This is a genomic window from Pseudomonas kitaguniensis, assembly GCF_049199985.1.
GTDB lineage: Bacteria > Pseudomonadota > Gammaproteobacteria > Pseudomonadales > Pseudomonadaceae > Aquipseudomonas > Aquipseudomonas kitaguniensis.
The window spans coordinates 45,542-64,536 of the sequence record NZ_JBLZPT010000003.1; the positions used below are offsets into that span (position 1 = coordinate 45,542).

Sequence of the window (18,995 nt, forward strand, 5' to 3'; positions counted from 1 at the left end):
GTGGTTGGAGGTGGTCAAGCTCTTGGATCTACCAAGTGAAACTTAATGTTTTCATCGTCTACCGAAGAATGATCAAGACAGACCATGCCGGTCGAAGGGTCAAAGAGCTGCATGCAGCTAACATAAATGGTTGCCTCAAAAACGGTTAAGTTTCGCTAACAAACCATTCAACGTTGCTTCAGCATCTCTTAGCTCGCATTCCCATATGATCAGGACCCGCCAGCCCAGATGCTGAAGATCTACCCCTGCTTTTGCGTCCCGGACCACATTCTTTGAGAGCTTCTCCTCCCAAAATGCAGGTCTCGACTTTGGAGTGGCTGCATACCGACAATTCTTATGCTTGTGCCAAAAGCATCCATGGACAAATATACAGGTCATGAGTTTGGGCAGTACAATGTCGGGATTTCCAGGGAGGTTCTTCCTATGAAGGCGGAATCGATAGCCATGCGCATGCAAAAAACGACGAACCTTGAGCTCCGGTTGCGTGTTTTTTCCGCGAATCGAAGACATCATCCTCGAGCGCGTAGCTTGGTCAACTACATCCATTTCGGTCCTCTTTTTGCAGAATTTCCATATGAATTTTAAACAACCTTTACAGGTCGTCGACCTATTTGCAGGGCCAGGCGGGCTGGGTGAAGGTTTTTCATCCCTTAATGATGGCAAAAGCTTTCAAGTTGTAGTATCTGCAGAAATGGATCCTCATGCTAGAGCAACCTTACGGCTTAGAGCTTTCTATAGGGCGTTGAAGATAGAAAATCCTGACGCGTTGGATGACTATTATTACTACTGTCAGACTTCTGGTGCCACCCAACCTTGGACTGGTAGAAGCTATGATCAATGGGTCAAGGCTGACAATGAAGCCAGGCAAATCAGACTGGGCACCCCTGAAGGGAATGCAGAGTTAGATAAAATACTTGAAAGTAAACTCGATGAGACTCGTCCATGGGTATTAATCGGAGGACCTCCTTGTCAGGCCTATTCAGTCGTAGGACGAGCGAGAAATAGAGGTAATTCTGAATACAAAGCGGAGGATGACCAAAGACATTTCCTCTATCGAGAATATCTTCGAATAATTCAAAGGAAACGTCCGGCTGTATTTGTGATGGAAAATGTAAAAGGGATTTTGTCTTCCAAAGTTGGAGGGGAACAAATTTTTCCTCAGATACTTCGAGACCTTGCTGATCCAGATTTGGCACTCGGTATTACTAACTCAAATAGGCCAAAATATAAAATTTGCTCGTTAGTCAGTGATGCTGTATATGAAAGCGGTAATGATCCTTTAGAGTTAAAAACAAACAATTTTATTATTCAGTCAGAAAATCACGGGATACCTCAAAATAGGCATCGTGTAATCCTTGTCGGTGTGTCCGAAGAATTTGCAGATGTAGCTCAAGCTCTAAAGTTAGTTGACAAGCGAGCCCCCACCGTCGGCGAAATGCTAGCAGGGCTCCCGAAGCTTAGGAGTACGTTATCCAGAGGTAACGACTCGCCCGATAAATGGTGCTGTGAAGTTTTAACTCATTTAGACGAACTCCACAGTTCGCTTTCTTCAATGGGAAGTGACCCTCTGCTTGAGAAAAAGCTGCAAATAACAAGGCAGACATTTTCTGGTGCAGGGTACAGCGCCGGCGCGCTAAGGCTAACCAAAAAAAACCTACGAGATAGCCAGTTTGGTGATGTTTTTCTTGAGGATTGGTTTAATGATGTGCGTTTAAATGTATGGCTTAATCATGAGGCTAGAAGCCATATGACTTCAGACCTTCGGCGTTATGTATACGCTTCTGTTTTTGCGGATGCACACAAATACTCACCAAAAGGCCATAAGGAATTTCATCTGGCCGGACTGGCCCCTGACCATAAGAATTGGGAGAGCGGTAAATTTAGTGATCGATTTAGGGTGCAAGTTAAGGACCAGTCCTCATCGACAATCACGAGTCATATTTCAAAAGATGGGCATTATTTTATCCATTACGACCCTAACCAATGTAGAAGCCTAACTGTTCGCGAGGCCGCTCGACTCCAAACATTCCCAGATAATTATTTCTTTTTGGGAAATCGTACTCAGCAGTTTCATCAAGTGGGAAATGCAGTTCCTCCTTTATTGGCAAATCAGATTGCAGAAGTAATAGATAAATTGATCAATCGATAAAGTTGAGTTTTTATTGTATGTTATATCGGAGGGTGGGTTTTACTATCGAATTAAGTTCCGAGTAGTAGTGATGAATAGTTGTAAAAAAATTCTTGCGCTTTCATGGCTAGTATGAGATGAATGGTGGCCTAATCATGGCGCTAATAAGTGCCATATGTACTATGGAAGACGACAAGGAATGTTGGTGTGCCTACGGTAGGTAGCGCCTCGTTCTATAAAGGGGCGAGAGGTTATGAAGGAAATAGAACATCCTCCTCACGCAGCTTCGCTGCTCGAATCAATGCGATCAATCGGTTATACATTGGAGTCAGCGTTAGCAGATATCTTGGATAACAGCCTGTCAGCAAATGCTAGAAATATCATCATCGAGTTTCGGCCTCAAGATGAGCCGTATCTTGCCATTATTGACGATGGGCATGGTATGTCAGCGACTGTGTTGGAAAGTGCCATGCGGCATGGAAGTTCTAACCCATTGGATATACGGTCTATCAATGATATGGGACGCTATGGATTAGGATTGAAGACTTCCTCTCTTTCTCAATGTCGCCGGATGACAGTTGTTTCTAAGCAAGACGGGGTCATTACTGGTTTTTGCTGGGATCTTGATATCGTAATAGCTCGTCAGTCATGGATTATGCTTAAGCTTGGAGAACATGATCTAGTCAACATACCTCACATGGAATTGTTAGTTAAAAGTGTTAGCGGTACAATAGTGCTTTGGCAGAACTTAGATAAATTGATTGCAGGTGAGTCCTCTACCGAAGCTGCTCTCACCGTAAAGATGAATCATGCGAGAGACCATCTTTCACTAGTCTTTCATAGATTTATGACTAAGGAGGGTCAAAAGTCTCCTGTCTCTATTAGTATAAATGGAAATAAACTACCTCCTCTTGATCCATTTTTGATCGGGCATCAAGCTACACAGCAATTAGACCAAGAAACGTTTAGTGTGGATGGTGAAAAAGTAACAGTTAAGCCATTTATCATTCCTCACTATAGCAAGCTAAGTGTTAAAGAAGTTGAGGTGGCTGGAGGTAGTGAAGGTATTCGTAATCATCAGGGCTTCTATATATATAGAAATAGGCGATTAATAATTTGGGGTACTTGGTTTCGACTTGCTCGAAAGGATGAGCTAAGTAAGTTAGCTAGAGTTCGAGTTGATATACCGAATTCTTTGGATCATTTATGGACTCTTGATATAAAAAAATCAGCGGCTCATCCACCAGCGCTAGTTCGTATAAACTTGAAAAGAACGATAGATAGAATTAGAGCCGTAAGTGGGCGAACTATCACTTTTCGAGGGAGAGCTTCTGAAAATAAAAAATTCATCTCGGCTTGGAGCGAAGTGATAGATCGAGATGGAGTCAGATTTGATATAAATAGAGAACATCCTTCCATAATGCAATTTCAGAGCAGTTTGGTAGATAAGCAAGCTCTAAATTTTTTTGAAATGGTATTGAAAACGATTGAGAGTTCTTTTCCTGCAGATTCCTTATATTCGCGAATGGCTTCCGATGTGAAACCGAATTTCAATGGTGAGTATTTAGAGTGTCAACTTCGAGATATGGCTTCAATTTTACTTGACGGGTTGGAAACTACATCTCCTGTCCGTCTAAAGATTTTATCTACACTGCATGTAATTGAACCGTTTAGCCTTTATCCCGCACTCACCAAGAAAATTGTAGAGGAGTTACAACGTGTTGAATAATAAAGCTGATGATATTCTTTCCTCTGCCGCCCAGCGACTTGAGGTAGCTGTCGCCACGTCTCTAACGGTGGATGGTATACCTACTGAAATTGAAATTTATGAATTGGCAAGTATGTTGCGCAAGATACCTCCGTATGCAGTGTCTGACCAAGAGTTCGAATCTGTTATAAAAAAACTTCATGTTGCTCTTGCATTGGATATGGGGATAGGTAGCTATGTAGCAGATGAGCATGACCCTTGGCTTCAAGCCAGGAAAGCGCAGATAATTCCATTTTATTGGACTCGATACCGTACAGATTTAATCAAACAGGGATGGGGCGCGAAGGTAGTAGCTTCTCTGGACAAAGTTACCGATGAAATCCTTGATTTGATGGGCAACCCAGTTGGAAAAGCAGGTTGGCCGAGACGTGGGCTAGTGATGGGAGATGTTCAGTCTGGTAAGACTTCGAATTATACAGGCTTGATTTGTAAGGCGGCGGATGCCGGATATAAGTTAGTAATTCTCCTAACTGGTACGTTGGAGAGCTTGCGTAGGCAAACTCAAGAAAGACTAGATTCTGGGTTTGTTGGGCTTGATAGCTCTGGTGTTGTTAATAGTAATAGCCGAAATAGAAGAAGAAAGGAAATAGGTGTTGGGTTAATAAATTCAACACGAAGTGCTGGTGTATTTACTTCTACAGTTGGTGATTTTAAAGCTGTAACTGTCAATCAGTTGGGATTTCGATTGCGCGATTATAATGAGCCAGTTCTATTGGTTGTGAAAAAAAATAAAAAAATAATAGAAAATCTAACTGAGTGGCTGATAAATTTCAACGCCGAAAACTCTGGAAAGATTGATCTTCCTCTATTGCTTATAGATGATGAGGCAGATAATGCTTCGATAAATACTAATCCAAAAAAGGCGACTGCGATAAATAGTGGTATACGTACTTTGCTCAATATTTTCCCTAGGTCTAGTTATGTAGGTTTTACTGCTACCCCTTTCGCAAACGTATTCATTAATCCAGAAACCACAACTGAGATGGAGGGGGATGACCTATTTCCTCGTGACTTTATATACGCGTTAGACGCGCCTAGTAATTATATAGGGGCGTCGGCAATATTTGGTGATAACGCTAAGTTAGAGTGTCTGGAGGATATTGACGATGCGGAGGCTTCTTTTCCTAAGGGACAGCATTCAGAAAGTATCATAGATGAGTTGCCCGGTTCGTTAGTGGACGCAGTAAAATATTTTCTGCTTGTGAACGCAGTCATGGACATGCGCAACGGAATGCCTAAGCATAGATCTATGCTCATAAATGTCAGCCATTTCACACTTATTCAGGATCAAGTCAGAGATAGTATTGATATAACCCTAAGGGAGATTCAGGACGATATACGAGCGTATTCCTCGCTTAGTCCTTCAGAAGCGTTAAGAAATAAAAATATTAGTGACTTGCATTCTATATATGAGCGTTATTTGAGCACCATAGGTTTTTCTTGGAGCGAGATTCAAGCCGCTTTGGTTACTGCCGCTCTGCCTGTGGAAGTGAGATCTGTAAACCAGAAAAGTGGTGGTGCGAGTCTGAACTACGCCCTTTACAAGGAAAACGGGCTAAGGGTTATAGCGGTAGGAGGAAATAGCCTCGCCCGTGGGCTGACCTTGGAGGGGCTGTCGGTAAGTTATTTTTATCGGACAACACAAATGTACGACGCATTATTACAAATGGGGCGATGGTTTGGTTATAGACAGGGGTATGAGGATCTTCTAAAAATATGGATGCCAACAGAGACAATCAACTGGTATTCATTGATTTCAGAGGCTACGGATGAGTTGAGGGGCGAAGTCCGACGTATGCAGGTTTTAAGGTTGAAACCAATTGATTTTGGATTGCGAGTCCGCTCCCATCCGGACTCATTAATTATTACAGCTCGCAATAAAATGCGTCACTCTGAGGAGATTGTGCATACCCTGTCGATTAGCAAGGAAAGTCTAGAGTCAGCACGACTGCTTAGTGATGGTTCCGCGATATTGTCTAACCATAAAGCTGTGCAGGCTCTTATAAATAAGCTAAATACATTAAGTTCTCTAAAAAGTAATTCGTATAAGATTCCCGTCTGGTTCCAAGTTCCGAAGAATGTTGTTGTAGAACTTTTGAATGGTTTTGTAAGTCATCCGCTAAATCTAAAACTGCAGTCTAGGGACCTTGCTGATTTTATAGAGAAGTCCGCTGATTCAAAACTTGATTATTGGGATGTTTCGATTCCTTCAGGTAATGGGGATAGTTTTGAAGTGGTGCCTGGCTTTTCGCTTCCTACAAGACGTCGAAAAATCGAAGTTGACCTTGAAAAAAGATCTTTGTTGGTCAACGAGAAAAAGATGAGAGTTGGTTCGGCGTCAGATGAAAAGGTTGGGTTGTCAAAGGATGAGATTTTCGAGGCTGAGAGAATTTTTCGTGAGTTTCCGGGAAATAGCGAGAAGGCAAATATACCGGGTAAAGCTTACAACGAAGTTAGAAAGCGACCCTTGTTATTGATTCATCTGGTTAGCCCGGAATTCGGCGATAAGCAAGGTATTATACTTCCGAATAATCTCAAATCGCTCATTGCGGTTGGACTTAGTTTTCCTGAGTTAGCGTCAGGTAGTAAAAAAATGACTTATCGTATCAATATGGTTGAGCTAAGGACTCTCTTGGCTACTGAGGTAGAAAATTTCGAGGGCGACAAGAGCGAAGATGAAAATGTCGACGACTAACTGCTTATTAATTTGGCAGTCAATTAAGTTGGAGTCGTCTAACTCTGCCTTTAAACGGTTTGATGCGGTTCATCCATTGGATTTCTATCTCGGCGTGGATAGCGAAGATAGAAATTTGCTATTATTTGTCACCATCGACGAACCTCCCCGCCAAACAGACATGCGAGCGGTTAGATTAAAAAAAATTTATAGAGATGATGGTAGGTGGTCCCTTCTTCTAATTTTGGAGGACTCGAAGTTAGTAGAGCTGTTTGCTTTGCTTTGTGAAGACTTAATAGAACACTCTAGGTATATTGGAAAACATAGTCCTTTAGAATTTGTGCTTAGTCGTCTAAATAGCTGGCGTCACTTTCTTGAGCGTGCCGAGAGCAGTCTCTTAACTTTGAGCGAAATCAGAGGGTTGTGTGGCGAGTTAGTATTTCTCGAGTTACTTATTGATAAGATTGGTTTGGTCGAAGCAGTTACTGCTTGGGTCGGACCTACTGGCGCTAATCAGGACTTTCAGTTTGGCTTCAGCGCTTGGGAAGTAAAAACAATAAGGCCTGGTACCGAACGTGTAATTATCGCGTCTGAGAGACAACTGGATAGCGATGACAAAACTCTACAATTGTGTGTTGTGGAGCTTTCTGACTCCAGTTCAGACTCTATTGGTGGATTTAATTTGAACTCTCAGGTGCTAAAAATCAGAGATCGGCTTAAGCCTAGTTATGAGGCGCTGTGCAGTTTTAATGATAGCTTGATACTTGCTGGTTATGTGCATCATCAGAAATATGAAACCTTGTTCTTCCATTTAAGGCGCGTTACTCGATATGCAGTTTTAGATGGGTTTCCACGGTTGCGAAAGGCAAGTCTACCTATCGGAATTGTAAATGCGCGATATGAATTGGAATTAGGTATCTGCGAATTATTTATAACTGAACAGTCGTTGTTTTAGTCGGAGGTGTAATTTGGTGCTTCAGGAGTTTCACCAAGAGTTTCTTGAGTGCGTGCGATCCCGTGCTGAGTCGGCTCGAGATTTTTTGGGCGCGAGCTTCGTGCAGGAGTGCGGGGATCGATTAATTGAGTCTGAACAGTTTTCTAGTTTTGAGAGCTGTAGATTTGAAGGTACAAGTAATAAAAAGAAATTAAGGGTGGATGGGTATTTTTTTGACGACGCCGACAATTCTCTTTCTTTGCTTATAGGAAATTATTTTAACGAGGATGAGATTCAATCATTTAATGCTGATGAAGTTAAGAAATCATTTTTAAGTTTAAAGAACTATTTGAAAGAATCATTAGGCGGGTTCTTAACGGACGGAGCTTTTGATGAGAGTCAGCCAGGATATGGCCTAGCATGCGATTTGATGGATTGGCATTCTAAGGTTACAAAATATAGATTCTATTATGTTTCAGATGGTCAGTTAAAGTCACGTATAAAGGATTGGTCAGAGGATGATATAGATGGAGTTCCAAGCGAGCTTCATATTTGGGATATTGCTAGATTTCATGTGGCATATACTTCTGCTACTGGACGTGACGAGCTTGTTGTCAATTTTCGGGAGGCTGAACACCAAGGATTAAGTTGTTTGGCTGCTGCTGAATCTGATGGTGATTATAAAGCTTATCTTTGTATGATCAGTGGTGATCTCTTGGCTGACATATACGAAGAATACGGCAGCAGGTTGTTGGAAGGAAATGTCAGGACTTTTTTGAGTGCAAAAGGAAAAGTGAATTCAAAGATACAAAATACAATTCGCACTCAGCCCGAGATGTTTTTTGCTTTTAATAATGGTATTGCTGCAACTGCAGAAAATGTTACGCTGATTAATGGTGCTCACGGGCTTAAAATTAAAAGTGCTACAAATTTACAAATTGTAAATGGAGGGCAAACTACTGCATCACTTGCGTTGGCTAAACGTGGTGGCGCGGGAAGTAAGGATGTGGCAGACCTATCCAAAGTCATGGTTCAAATGAAGTTGTCGGTGCTACCCCCCGATAAGGCTGGGCAGTTAACACCTGAAATTGCTCGCTATGCAAATAGCCAAAATAAAGTTAGTGATGCAGATTTCTTTTCCAATCATCCTTACCATGTCCGTTTGGAGGAATTTTCACGACGTATATTTGCGCCAGCCAACGGCGGTGCGCAACACGGTACTCACTGGTTTTATGAGCGGGCACGTGGGCAGTACTTAAATGAACAGTCTATTTTGTCTGCTGCGCAGAAAACTCAATTCTCCATACAAAATCCCAGAAAGCAGCTATTTTCCAAGACCGATGTCGCTAAGTTAGAAAACTCTTGGAGAGAGCTTCCTCATAAAGTCAGTATGGGAGCACAAAAAAACTTTCTAATTTTTGCAGATTTTATCGCTAAGACATGGTCCGCAGGTGGTAAAGCTTTCAATGAGGATTATTTTAGGCAGATAGTTTCACTTGCTATTATGTTTAGGTATACAGAAAGTATGGTTGCTCGACAGGCCTGGTATCAAGGCGGTTATCGAGCAAATATTGTGACGTACTCAATTGCAAAGCTACATAGTATGATTTCAGAACAAGCATTAGGTAAGCAGCTTGATTTTCGAAATATCTGGGATAAACAATCGTTACCAGAGGTTTTATGTGAGCAATTAGAATTAATATCTAAAAACGTATTCGTCGTATTGACCGACACTGATCGGCTTAAGGAAAACGTTACAGAGTGGGCAAAAATGCAAGCTTGCTGGGATCAGGTCAGAGATCTTTCTATAGAGTTTGTTCCTAAGTTTTTAGAAATATTGCAAGACTTAAGAAGCAATTTAGAAGTTGCGTCAGCGTCCAAGGCTTTACAAAGGACAGATGACGGCATCGCGATCCAAGTTTCTGTGATTGAAACGCCTGCGCCTGAGTGGTCACGTATGCTTTCTTGGGGACGCCGAGGTGGAAAGCTGACTCCCAAGCAGGAGTCTCTCTTGAATATAGCTGCCCAGTTCCCTAGTAAAGTTCCTACAGAAAGGCAATGTATTGAAATTTGGAAAATAAGGGCAATATTGATTGATGAAGGCTATATATCTCTTTAATGCTTCCATATGGACAGATGTTTTTATGTGTTATCTACTACTTAAGTTTTAATAAAAAGCCCTGCGTACAGGGCTTTTTGGTTTTTATATATTCTGCGGTTTTACGGTTATTATCAATCCCAGCTCAACGCCCCACCCGTCTGATACTCAATAACCCGAGTCTCAAAGAAATTCTTCTCTTTCTTCAAGTCCATGATCTCGCTCATCCAAGGGAACGGATTCGTCGTGCCTGGGTACTCTTCCTTCAAGCCAATCTGCGACAAGCGACGGTTAGCAATAAACTTGAGGTAATCCTCCATCATCGCCGCATTCATGCCCAGCACGCCACGCGGCATGGTATCGCGCGCGTATTCAATTTCCAGCTGCGTACCCTGCAGAATCATCTGGGTCGCTTCTTCCTTCATCTCGACATCCCACAAGTGCGGGTTTTCGATTTTGATCTGGTTGATCACGTCGATACCGAAGTTCAGGTGCATCGACTCGTCGCGCAGGATGTACTGGAACTGCTCGGCCACGCCGGTCATTTTGTTACGGCGGCCCATCGACAGAATCTGGGTGAAGCCGCAGTAGAAGAAGATGCCTTCCAGGACGCAGTAGTAGGCGACGAGGTTGCGCAGCAGCTCTTTGTCCGTCTCGACGGTGCCGGTTTCGAACTTCGGATCAGAGATCGAGCGCGTGTACTTCAAGCCCCACGCGGCCTTTTTGGCGACCGATGGAATCTCGTGGTACATGTTGAAGATCTCGCCTTCATCCATGGCCAGCGATTCGATGCAGTACTGATAGGCGTGGGTGTGGATCGCTTCTTCGAAGGCCTGGCGCAGGATGTACTGGCGGCACTCCGGGTTGGTGATCAGGCGGTACACGGCCAGCACCAGGTTGTTGGCAACCAGCGAGTCGGCGGTGGAGAAGAAGCCGAGGTTGCGCATGACGATGCGGCGTTCGTCGTCGGTCAGGCCTTCGGGGTCTTTCCATACGGCGATGTCGGCGGTCATGTTGACCTCTTGCGGCATCCAGTGGTTGGCGCAGCCGTCGAGGTACTTTTGCCAGGCCCAGTCGTACTTGAAGGGCACGAGTTGGTTGAGGTCGGCGCGGCAGTTGATCATGCGTTTTTCGTCAACGGCGACGCGGGCGGAGGCGCCTTCGAGTTCGGCGAGGCCTTCGGCGACGTCGAGTTTGTCGAGTGCTGCCTTGGCGCGCACGATGGCGGCGGAGTCACTGGCGGTGACGGCGCGGGCTTCGATGGCGGCGGCAGCGCCGGCACCGTCGAGGCGGTCCATGTTGGCTTCGGTGGCGTGGCCGGCGTTAGCGCCTTTGGTGGCTACTTCGGCGTGTTCTTCTTTGTCGAATTCGTCCCAGCTCAGCATGACGTGTCGTCTCCTGCGTGAGGGCTCAAAGGTGCCCGTGTGAAACCGGATGGTTGGGTGTTCACACGGCCCTCGGGCCGCGGTGGATCTTAAGGAATCGTTTGTTGCAGCAGCTAGCGCAGGCATTAAACGCAATGGGGTGAACGGGTACTCTGCGTGAGGCTTGAGGGGCGGAGCGGCAGGTGCTTGCTCCAGCGGAGGCCTCAGGTCTGGCTCTTCATCCCTGTGTAAAGGGATATTGCAGGCCCGATTTACTCGCGCATTATAGGGAAAAATTCGGCTTTGTGTTGCGGCGGATGGTCACGAGCGAGCGCCAAAATAGCCTGGTTTTCGGCCAAAGCGTTTGTTTGCTGGGCTTTGCCGGGGTTGGATTTTTTTGACGGGCGGCGGGATGTTTTTTGCGGGGTTGGGGCAGGAGGTAGGTAGACGGCTTTTTACGGTGTGTATGGCTGAATCCGCCATCGCAGGCAAGCCAGCTCGCACCCTTGAACCGGTACATCCGAAATCGGCTCTTGGCCGCAAGAACGATTTCTTGCGGCGACCAAGATCCAGGGTTAAGCCTGACGCACTAAGTTATTACCCGTTAGAGCAACCATTGCCCATCACGTGATACTTAAGAATATGCCGCTGACCTTGTGAGTCTTCATATTCCATCTTCACCGGTACAACTTTGCACACATCGGGAACCGTGCTCATGGACATTACTTTGGCAACGTCCAAGTGGGTGCTGTAGCTGTAGTCTTCAACAATCGGGGCGTTCTGGCTGGCCAGCTCGGTCGGGGCTTCATCGGCCAGGGCGGCGGTGGCGCACACGCTGCTGAGGGCCATTACGAGTAAAGCTTTCATTTGTTTATTTACCTTCTTCAGGGCGAAAGGGGTCACGGGGCCTTTGTGAGGCCACGTGTGTCACTTAAGTAAGGGGAAGTTCGGATTAACGTTGCCTTCGTGGGGGCTGTTACGTTGTTAATCACAGTGTCGTGTTGACGGCGTTGATTCTAGGCTTGCGGGTTATATTCATATACCCGTGCTTTTGATAAACACTGTTGGCGGTTTTTGTAACAATCACCGGGGTTAACCTTTTTTCATCAAGGCGCAAAGCGCCACAGCGTGCGGGCCAGAGGCGCGCGCGAGGCGTGCAGGGGAATGCGCGGGGGCTTGTTACTACCATCGTCGAATGGTTCTATGGAGCAGCCCCGGCTACAACAGGGCCTACAAAAACAACGATTGTCACCGAGGTAAGAAAGATGAGTGCGGCTTCCCTGTACCCCGTTCGCCCCGAAGTAGCAGCCAACACGCTGACCGACGAGGCAACCTACAAGGCCATGTACCAGCAGTCGGTGGTCAACCCTGATGGCTTCTGGCGTGAGCAAGCTCAGCGCCTTGATTGGGTCAAGCCTTTTACTGTGGTCAAGCAGACCTCTTTCGATGACCACCACGTCGACATCAAATGGTTCGCCGATGGCACCCTGAACGTTTCCTACAACTGCCTGGACCGTCACCTCGCCGAGCGTGGCGACCAGGCGGCGATCATCTGGGAGGGCGACGACCCTGCCGAGAGCCGCACCATCACTTACCGCGAATTGCATGAACAAGTCTGCAAGTTCGCCAACGCCCTGCGCGGCCAGGATGTGCACCGCGGCGACGTGGTGACTATCTATATGCCGATGATCCCCGAAGCCGTGGTCGCCATGCTGGCGTGTACCCGCATCGGTGCGATTCATTCGGTGGTGTTCGGCGGTTTTTCGCCGGAAGCCCTGGCCGGTCGCATCATCGACTGTAAGTCGAAGGTGGTGATCACTGCCGACGAAGGCATTCGTGCCGGTAAGAAAATTCCTCTGAAGGCCAACGTCGACGACGCGCTGACCAACCCGGAAACCAGCAGCATTCAAAAAGTCATCGTGTGCAAGCGCACCAATGGCGCGATCAAGTGGAACCAGCATCGCGACATCTGGTACGAAGACCTGATGAAAGTGGCGGGCACCGTGTGTGCGCCCAAAGAGATGGGCGCCGAAGAAGCGCTGTTTATCCTGTATACCTCCGGTTCCACCGGCAAGCCGAAGGGCGTGCAGCACACCACTGGCGGCTATTTGCTGTACGCAGCGTTGACCCACGAGCGCGTGTTCGACTACCGCCCAGGCGAAATTTACTGGTGCACCGCCGACGTCGGCTGGGTCACCGGCCACACCTATATTGTCTACGGGCCGCTGGCGAATGGCGCGACCACCTTGCTGTTCGAGGGCGTGCCGAACTACCCGGACATCACGCGGGTGGCGAAAATCGTCGACAAGCACAAGGTCAATATTCTGTACACCGCGCCGACCGCGATCCGCGCCATGATGGCGTCCGGCAAAGCGGCGGTTGAAGGCGCCGATGGCAGCAGCTTGCGTTTGCTCGGCTCGGTGGGTGAGCCGATCAACCCGGAAGCGTGGGATTGGTACTACAAGAACGTCGGTCAATCGCGTTGCCCGATTGTTGATACGTGGTGGCAGACCGAAACCGGCGGCAACATGATGAGCGCGCTGCCGGGCGCGCATGCGCTGAAGCCGGGTTCGGCAGCACGCCCATTCTTCGGTGTGGTGCCGGCGCTGGTGGATAACCTCGGTAACCTGATTGAGGGCGTGGCCGAGGGCAATTTGGTGATTCTGGATTCGTGGCCGGGCCAGGCGCGTACGCTGTACGGCGACCATGACCGGTTCGTCGACACGTACTTCAAGACCTTCCGTGGCATGTATTTCACCGGCGACGGTGCGCGGCGTGACGAGGACGGTTATTACTGGATCACCGGGCGCGTCGACGACGTGTTGAACGTGTCGGGCCACCGCATGGGTACTGCCGAGATTGAAAGCGCCATGGTTGCGCACCCGAAAGTCGCGGAAGCGGCGGTGGTGGGTGTGCCGCATGACATTAAAGGGCAGGGCATCTATGTGTATGTCACGCTGAAAAATGGCGAGGAGCCGAACGAGGCGCTGCGCCTGGAACTGAAAAACTGGGTGCGCAAAGAGATCGGGCCGATTGCCTCGCCGGATGTGATTCAGTGGGCGCCGGGGCTGCCCAAGACGCGCTCGGGGAAAATCATGCGGCGCATTTTGCGCAAGATTGCCACGGCGGAGTATGACGGGCTGGGCGATATTTCCACGCTGGCGGACCCAGGTGTGGTGGCGCATTTGATTGAGACCCACAAGAGCATGAACGCCGTGTAAGGCGGGCGGGTGTGACAAAGCCCCATGCGGTGTAAGCCGGATGGGGCTTTTTTGTGCCCCCTGAAAAAGCGCTGGAGATCAACTGTGGGAGGGAGCAAGCCCCCTCCCACAGTGGGAACGATCATCTTGAAGGCCAATAAATATCGGTTTTTGCCGTAGGAAATTTCTAAATGTAACCGAGCGGTGCAAATGTGTAACCCGTCGCTCAAACATGAGGCAAAGCGCTACGTTTTCATCCCGAAAAGCCGCGTTTTAGACACACCTGAAAATAAGATTAGCCGCCATGCTTGCCGTGCCAGAAGGGTTTGCGAATAATAGGCGCGTAATTTGCAGCATCAACAGGTTTAATATCTTTTGTCTCTGCATAAAATTCAGGGACTGTCAATGTGCTTGAGCCGCTTTCTCGGTGCTTCTGTAAATAGTTGTCGCATTGAGGAAATATCGGCTTCCGGCCTGTCGTTAGAATGCCGATCACTCGCTCGCCGTCTCCAATGTTGAACCGGGGTTGGGACGTAGCGCCGCTATTGGGTTTTACTTAAGTCGCATCGTGGGCCACCGCTCATACTGCTTTTTGCCCTACCGATGGAGTCCCAAGATGAAGAAACTTGTGCTGTTGGGCGCCCTGGCGCTGTCCGTACTGTCCATGCAGGCCTTCGCTGATGAAAAGCCTCTGAAAATTGGTATCGAAGCGGCTTACCCTCCGTTTGCCTCGAAGGCGCCGGATGGCAGCATCGTGGGTTTTGACTACGACATCGGCAACGCCTTGTGCGAACAGATGAAGGTCAAGTGCACGTGGGTCGAGCAAGAATTCGATGGCCTGATCCCGGCGCTGAAAGTACGCAAGATCGACGCGATCCTGTCGTCCATGTCCATCACCGAAGACCGCAAGAAGTCCGTGGACTTCACCAACCGCTACTACCTCACCCCGGCGCGCCTGGTGTTGAAGGAAGGCACGACGGTCAGCGACAGCCTGGACGAACTCAAAGGCAAGAAAATCGGTGTGCAGCGCGGTTCGATCCACGATCGTTTCGCCAAGGAAGTGCTGGCGCCTAAAGGCGTGACAGTGGTGCCTTACGGTTCGCAGAACGAAATCTACCTGGACGTGGAAGCCGGTCGCCTCGACGGCACCGTGGCAGACGCCACCCTGTTGCAGGAAGGTTTCCTCGATACGCCAGCCGGTAAAGGCTACGCGTTCAGCGGCCCGGCGTTCACCGACGTCAAGTACTTCGGCGACGGCGTAGGCATTGCCGTACGCAAAGGCGACAAAGAAAACCTGGACCGCATCAACGCTGCTATCGCCGCGATCCGTGCCAACGGCAAGTACAAAGAAATCGAGAAAAAGTACTTCAACTTCGATATTTACGGGCCTGAAGCTCAGTAAACCGTCGCAGCTGTCTGTGCAGAATGGCGCAAGCAACAGAATTCCTGAGGTTTGCGCCATTTTTTCATCCGCCTTTTCGAGGACCTGAATCATGTTGAAAGGCTACGGGGCCGTCATCCTCGATGGCGCATGGTTGACGCTTCAGCTCGCCTTGTCCTCCATGGCGCTGGCCATTGTTCTGGGGCTGATCGGGGTCGCGTTACGCCTGTCGCCGGTGCGCTGGTTGGCCTGGCTGGGTGACTTGTACTCTACGGTGATCCGCGGGATCCCTGACCTGGTGCTGATCCTGCTGATTTTTTACGGCGGTCAAAACCTGCTTAACAGCGTCGCGCCGATGCTCGGCCATGATGACTATATTGACTTGAGCCCCTTGGCCGCCGGTATCGGCACCCTGGGTTTCATCTTTGGCGCCTACCTGTCGGAAACTTTCCGTGGCGCCTTCATGGCCATTCCCAAGGGCCAGGCTGAGGCCGGCCTTGCGTATGGCATGAGCAGTTTTCAGGTGTTCTTCCGGGTGATGGTGCCGCAGATGATCCGGCTGGCTATCCCTGGTTTCACCAACAACTGGCTGGTACTCACCAAGGCCACTGCGCTGATTTCCGTGGTGGGCCTGCAAGACATGATGTTCAAGGCCAAGCAGGCGGCAGATGCCACCCGTGAGCCTTTTACCTTCTTCCTCGCAGTGGCGGCGATGTACCTGGTGATCACCAGCGTGTCGTTGCTGGCCCTGCGTTACCTTGAGAAGCGCTACTCGGTAGGCGTAAGGGCGGCTGATCTATGATCTTCGACTACAACGTCATCTGGGACGCGCTGCCGCTTTACGTCGGCGGCATGTTGACCACCCTGAAATTGCTGGCTATCTCGCTGTTCTTCGGCTTGCTCGCGGCCTTGCCCCTGGGCTTGATGCGCGTGTCCAAGCAGCCGCTCGTCAACGGCGCGGCGTGGCTGTTCACCTACGTGATTCGTGGCACGCCGATGCTGGTGCAGTTGTTTTTGATCTACTACGGCCTGGCGCAATTTGAGGCGGTACGCGAAAGCTTTCTGTGGCCGCTGCTGTCCAGCGCGACCTTCTGCGCGTGCCTGGCCTTTTCGATCAACACCAGCGCCTACACCGCCGAAATCATCGCCGGTAGCCTCAAGGCCACGCCGAATGGCGAGATCGAGGCGGCCAAGGCCATGGGCATGTCGCGCTATAAACTCTACCGGCGCATTTTGCTGCCGTCGGCGCTGCGCCGCGCGTTGCCGCAGTACAGCAACGAAGTGATCATGATGCTGCAGACCACCAGCCTTGCGTCCATCGTCACGCTGATCGACATCACCGGTGCCGCGCGCACGGTGAACGCGCAGTTTTACCTGCCGTTCGAAGCCTTTATCACCGCTGGCGCGTTCTACTTGTGCCTGACCTTTATCCTGGTGCGCCTGTTCAAGTTGGCCGAGCGCCGCTGGCTGAGCTACCTGGCTCCAAGGAAGCACTGATATGCAACGTATCGATCACCTGTTGCCCTGGGGTCACCTGGGCTGCGAGCGCCAACTGAGCGTGTTTCGTTTCGGCAGCGGCGAGCGCAAGGCGTATATCCAGGCCAGCCTGCACGCCGATGAATTGCCCGGTATGCGCGCCGCGTGGGAGCTGAAAAAGCGCCTCACCGAACTCGAACAGCAAGGCGCCCTGAATGGCGTGATCGAGCTGGTGCCGGTGGCCAACCCGATGGGCCTCGGCCAACTGTTGCAAGGCAGCCATCAGGGGCGTTTCGAGGTCGGCAGCGGCAAGAATTTCAACCGCGATTTCGTTGAATTGAGCGCGCCGGTGGCCGAGTTGCTGCAGGGCAAGCTGGGCGATGACCCGCACGCTAACGTGCGCATGATCCGCCAGGCGATGGGCGATGCACTCGCCGCACTGCCCGAACCGGGCAGCCAGTTGCAAGGCATGCAGCGCGTGCTGCTGAGCCATGCGTGCAGCGCCGACATCGTGCTCGACCTGCATTGCGACGCCGAAGCCGCGCTGCACATGTACGCGCTGCCCCAGCATTGGCCGCAGTGGCGTTCGCTGTCGGCGCATTTGAATGTGAAGGTTGGCTTGCTCGCGGAAGATTCCGGCGGCAGCTCGTTCGATGAAGCCTGCTCGCTGCCGTGGTTGCGCCTGTCGCGGGCATTCCCCGACGCGCAGGTTCCGCTGGCGTGCCTGGCGACGACGTTGGAGTTGGGCGGCCAGGCCGACACCGGCCGTGACGAGGCGGTTTTCCACGCCGAAGGCATTCTCGCGTTCCTCGCCGAGCAAGGCCTGATCAAAGGCCAATGGCCCGCCGCGCAGCACGAACCGTGTGAAGGCCTGCCGTTCGAAGGCACCGAGTTGCTGTTTGCGCCGCATGCCGGTGTGATCAGCTACCTGCGCAAGGCTGGCGATTGGGTCGACAGCGGTGAGCCGATTTTTGAAGTGATTGATCCCTTGGACGACCGCGTCAGCATTGTGTGTGCGGGCACGTCCGGGGTGTTGTTTGCCGTTGAACGGCTACGTTATGCCCAAGCGGGTTTCTGGCTGGCCAAGGTGGCGGGGCGCGAAGCGCTGCGGCACGGGCGCTTGCTCAACGACTGACCACCTGTTTTTGTGAGAACCGACCGCATGTACAAGCTTGAAGTCCAAGACCTGCATAAACGCTATGGCAGTCATGAAGTGCTCAAAGGTGTATCCCTGGCCGCCGCGGCCGGTGATGTGATCAGCATCATCGGTTCCAGTGGTTCGGGCAAAAGTACCTTTTTGCGTTGCATCAACCTGCTCGAACAGCCGCACGCCGGCAAGATTCTGCTCAACAACGAAGAGCTCAAACTGGTCGCCAATAAAGACGGCGCCATGCGCGCTGCCGACCCCAAGCAACTGCAACGCATGCGTTCGCGCTTGTCGATGGTGTTCCAGCATTTCAACCTGTGGTCGCACATGACTGCGCTTGAAAACGTGATGGAAGCGCCGGTGCACGTGCTGGGCATGTCGAAAAAAGACGCGCGCGAAAAGGCCGAGCATTACTTGGCCAAAGTCGGCGTAGGCCATCGCAAGGAAGCCTTCCCCGGGCACATGTCCGGCGGCGAGCAGCAACGCGTAGCGATCGCCCGCGCGCTGGCGATGGAGCCCGAGGTGATGCTGTTCGATGAACCGACCTCGGCGCTTGACCCGGAGCTGGTCGGCGACGTGCTAAAAGTCATGCAGGACCTGGCACAGGAAGGCCGCACGATGGTAGTGGTCACCCACGAAATGGGCTTTGCGCGTGAAGTGTCTAACCAGTTGGTGTTCCTGCACAAAGGCATCGTCGAAGAACGTGGCAACCCGCGCGAAGTGCTGGTTAATCCGCAATCGGAGCGCCTTCAGCAGTTCCTCTCCGGCAGCCTGAAATAAGTAAATGTGGGAGGCAGCAAGCCTCGCCTCCCACAGTGGTTCTTC

The 18,995-nt window shown here is 50.0% G+C and carries 14 protein-coding genes; 11 read left to right on the forward strand and 3 right to left on the reverse strand.

Features of this window, described 5'->3' with window-relative positions; genetic code table 11:
• Window positions 1-135: 135 nt before the first annotated feature.
• Entirely contained in the window at window positions 136-546 is a 411-nt protein-coding gene (locus ACOZK9_RS05655) for a very short patch repair endonuclease (RefSeq protein ID WP_421555429.1), read from the reverse strand.
• Between the two features lie 28 nt (window positions 547-574).
• Here ACOZK9_RS05655 and ACOZK9_RS05660 point away from each other — a divergent pair, with 28 nt between their 5' ends.
• The 5 genes from ACOZK9_RS05660 to ACOZK9_RS05680 all read left to right on the forward strand — a co-directional run bounded on the left by ACOZK9_RS05660 (window position 575) and on the right by ACOZK9_RS05680 (window position 9,623).
• Window positions 575-2,149, forward strand: coding sequence for a DNA cytosine methyltransferase (locus ACOZK9_RS05660; protein WP_421555430.1), 1,575 nt, complete (start codon window positions 575-577; stop codon window positions 2,147-2,149).
• A gap of 232 nt (window positions 2,150-2,381) precedes the next feature.
• Window positions 2,382-3,857: an ATP-binding protein gene (locus ACOZK9_RS05665; protein WP_421555431.1), complete on the forward strand. Its 1,476-nt coding sequence runs from the start codon at window positions 2,382-2,384 to the stop codon at window positions 3,855-3,857.
• Window positions 3,847-6,591 carry a Z1 domain-containing protein gene (locus tag ACOZK9_RS05670; RefSeq protein ID WP_421555432.1) on the forward strand — a complete coding sequence of 915 codons (2,745 nt, stop codon included), beginning with the start codon at window positions 3,847-3,849 and terminating at the stop codon, window positions 6,589-6,591. The genes ACOZK9_RS05665 and ACOZK9_RS05670 overlap by 11 nt, the downstream gene beginning before the upstream one ends.
• Window positions 6,572-7,525 (forward strand): PD-(D/E)XK motif protein, encoded by a 954-nt coding sequence (locus tag ACOZK9_RS05675; RefSeq protein WP_421555433.1) that lies wholly within the window; start codon window positions 6,572-6,574, stop codon window positions 7,523-7,525. Before ACOZK9_RS05670 ends, ACOZK9_RS05675 begins: the two co-directional genes overlap by 20 nt.
• Before the next feature lie 16 nt (window positions 7,526-7,541).
• Window positions 7,542-9,623: an AIPR family protein gene (locus tag ACOZK9_RS05680; protein WP_421555434.1), complete on the forward strand. Its 2,082-nt coding sequence runs from the start codon at window positions 7,542-7,544 to the stop codon at window positions 9,621-9,623.
• A gap of 113 nt (window positions 9,624-9,736) precedes the next feature.
• Here ACOZK9_RS05680 and ACOZK9_RS05685 read toward each other — a convergent pair whose 3' ends face one another.
• A complete protein-coding gene (locus tag ACOZK9_RS05685) occupies window positions 9,737-10,987 on the reverse strand; it encodes a ribonucleotide-diphosphate reductase subunit beta (RefSeq protein WP_421555435.1) in 1,251 nt (416 codons plus the stop codon).
• Between the two features lie 576 nt (window positions 10,988-11,563).
• Entirely contained in the window at window positions 11,564-11,833 is a 270-nt protein-coding gene (locus tag ACOZK9_RS05690) for a DUF2790 domain-containing protein (protein ID WP_058415121.1), read from the reverse strand.
• A 398-nt stretch (window positions 11,834-12,231) separates the two neighbouring features.
• On the opposite strand from ACOZK9_RS05690, the gene acs reads away from it, so the two are divergent.
• The 6 genes from acs to ACOZK9_RS05720 all read left to right on the forward strand — a co-directional run bounded on the left by acs (window position 12,232) and on the right by ACOZK9_RS05720 (window position 18,950).
• The gene (gene acs, locus ACOZK9_RS05695; RefSeq protein WP_058415120.1) at window positions 12,232-14,187 is read left to right on the forward strand and encodes an acetate--CoA ligase; all 1,956 of its coding nucleotides are present in this window, start codon (window positions 12,232-12,234) and stop codon (window positions 14,185-14,187) included.
• A 595-nt stretch (window positions 14,188-14,782) separates the two neighbouring features.
• Window positions 14,783-15,568, forward strand: a complete 786-nt coding sequence (locus ACOZK9_RS05700) for an ABC transporter substrate-binding protein (protein ID WP_058415119.1) — start codon at window positions 14,783-14,785, stop codon at window positions 15,566-15,568.
• Between the two features lie 91 nt (window positions 15,569-15,659).
• Complete coding sequence (locus tag ACOZK9_RS05705; RefSeq protein WP_058415118.1) at window positions 15,660-16,349, forward strand: ABC transporter permease; 690 nt, start codon at window positions 15,660-15,662, stop codon at window positions 16,347-16,349.
• A complete protein-coding gene (locus ACOZK9_RS05710) occupies window positions 16,346-17,044 on the forward strand; it encodes an ABC transporter permease (protein WP_421555436.1) in 699 nt (232 codons plus the stop codon). Before ACOZK9_RS05705 ends, ACOZK9_RS05710 begins: the two co-directional genes overlap by 4 nt.
• Before the next feature lies 1 nt (window position 17,045).
• On the forward strand, window positions 17,046-18,158 hold the full coding sequence (locus ACOZK9_RS05715) for a succinylglutamate desuccinylase/aspartoacylase family protein (RefSeq protein ID WP_152750629.1): 1,113 nt from the start codon (window positions 17,046-17,048) through the stop codon (window positions 18,156-18,158).
• A 27-nt stretch (window positions 18,159-18,185) separates the two neighbouring features.
• Window positions 18,186-18,950, forward strand: coding sequence for an ABC transporter ATP-binding protein (locus tag ACOZK9_RS05720; RefSeq protein ID WP_058415115.1), 765 nt, complete (start codon window positions 18,186-18,188; stop codon window positions 18,948-18,950).
• Window positions 18,951-18,995 lie beyond the last annotated feature (45 nt).

Bases quoted from the DNA above. Each gene is read 5' to 3' on its own strand.
- ACOZK9_RS05710 (WP_421555436.1), top strand. From the start codon at position 16,346: ATGATCTTCGACTACAACGTCATCTGGGACGCGCTGCCGCTTTACGTC.
- ACOZK9_RS05660 (WP_421555430.1), top strand. From the start codon at position 575: ATGAATTTTAAACAACCTTTACAGGTCGTCGACCTATTTGCAGGGCCA.
- ACOZK9_RS05675 (WP_421555433.1), top strand. From the start codon at position 6,572: ATGAAAATGTCGACGACTAACTGCTTATTAATTTGGCAGTCAATTAAG.
- ACOZK9_RS05655 (WP_421555429.1), bottom strand. From the start codon at position 546: ATGGATGTAGTTGACCAAGCTACGCGCTCGAGGATGATGTCTTCGATT.
- acs (WP_058415120.1), top strand. From the start codon at position 12,232: ATGAGTGCGGCTTCCCTGTACCCCGTTCGCCCCGAAGTAGCAGCCAAC.
- ACOZK9_RS05690 (WP_058415121.1), bottom strand. From the start codon at position 11,833: ATGAAAGCTTTACTCGTAATGGCCCTCAGCAGCGTGTGCGCCACCGCC.
- ACOZK9_RS05715 (WP_152750629.1), top strand. From the start codon at position 17,046: ATGCAACGTATCGATCACCTGTTGCCCTGGGGTCACCTGGGCTGCGAG.
- ACOZK9_RS05685 (WP_421555435.1), bottom strand. From the start codon at position 10,987: ATGCTGAGCTGGGACGAATTCGACAAAGAAGAACACGCCGAAGTAGCC.
- ACOZK9_RS05700 (WP_058415119.1), top strand. From the start codon at position 14,783: ATGAAGAAACTTGTGCTGTTGGGCGCCCTGGCGCTGTCCGTACTGTCC.
- ACOZK9_RS05705 (WP_058415118.1), top strand. From the start codon at position 15,660: ATGTTGAAAGGCTACGGGGCCGTCATCCTCGATGGCGCATGGTTGACG.
- ACOZK9_RS05720 (WP_058415115.1), top strand. From the start codon at position 18,186: ATGTACAAGCTTGAAGTCCAAGACCTGCATAAACGCTATGGCAGTCAT.
- ACOZK9_RS05665 (WP_421555431.1), top strand. From the start codon at position 2,382: ATGAAGGAAATAGAACATCCTCCTCACGCAGCTTCGCTGCTCGAATCA.